The sequence below is a fragment of the Sodalis-like endosymbiont of Proechinophthirus fluctus genome (assembly GCF_001602625.1).
GTDB lineage: Bacteria > Pseudomonadota > Gammaproteobacteria > Enterobacterales > Enterobacteriaceae.
In genome coordinates, this window is sequence record NZ_LECR01000022.1 from 27,925 (window position 1) to 28,396 (window position 472).

A 472-nucleotide genomic window follows, 5' to 3' on the forward strand; every position below is an offset into this window, starting at 1 on the left:
GAGCAGCAGAATACCATCGACGCAGGGCCACCGCAAAGATGCCCGTGTACAATTTAACTTAACACGGATAGCTATGCGTGCGGGAGATATTTCATTCCCGGCACTGGTACCCCGCAGCCCAGCGCCTCGGTGAAATGTTTGCGGCACACCGACATGTAGCGATTATTACCGCCAATCACCACCTGCTGCCCATCGCGCATAGCTTTACCCTGCTCGTCGATACGCAGCACGCGGTTAGCCTTGCGTCCGCAATAGCATACGGTTTTCAGCTCCACCAGCTTGTCTGCCCAGGCCAGTAACCACAAACTGCCGGTGAACGGCTCCGCGCAAAAATCGGTGCGCAGGCCATAGCACAGCACTGGAATCGTCAGCTTATCCACTACTTCACACAAGCCGGCGACCTGTTCACGGCTCAAAAAGTGACATTCATCCACCAGCACGCAATGAACGGCCTGTTGCTGATGGGCAGCCG

Annotated in this window: 1 protein-coding gene; it reads right to left on the bottom strand. The window is 56.1% G+C overall.

The genetic code is table 11. The annotated features are described in order from the left end of the window. Positions 1 to 71 precede the first annotated feature (71 nt). Positions 72 to 472: thymidine kinase (locus BG74_RS16020; protein ID WP_244267173.1), on the bottom strand; the 401-nt coding region annotated here is incomplete at its 5' end.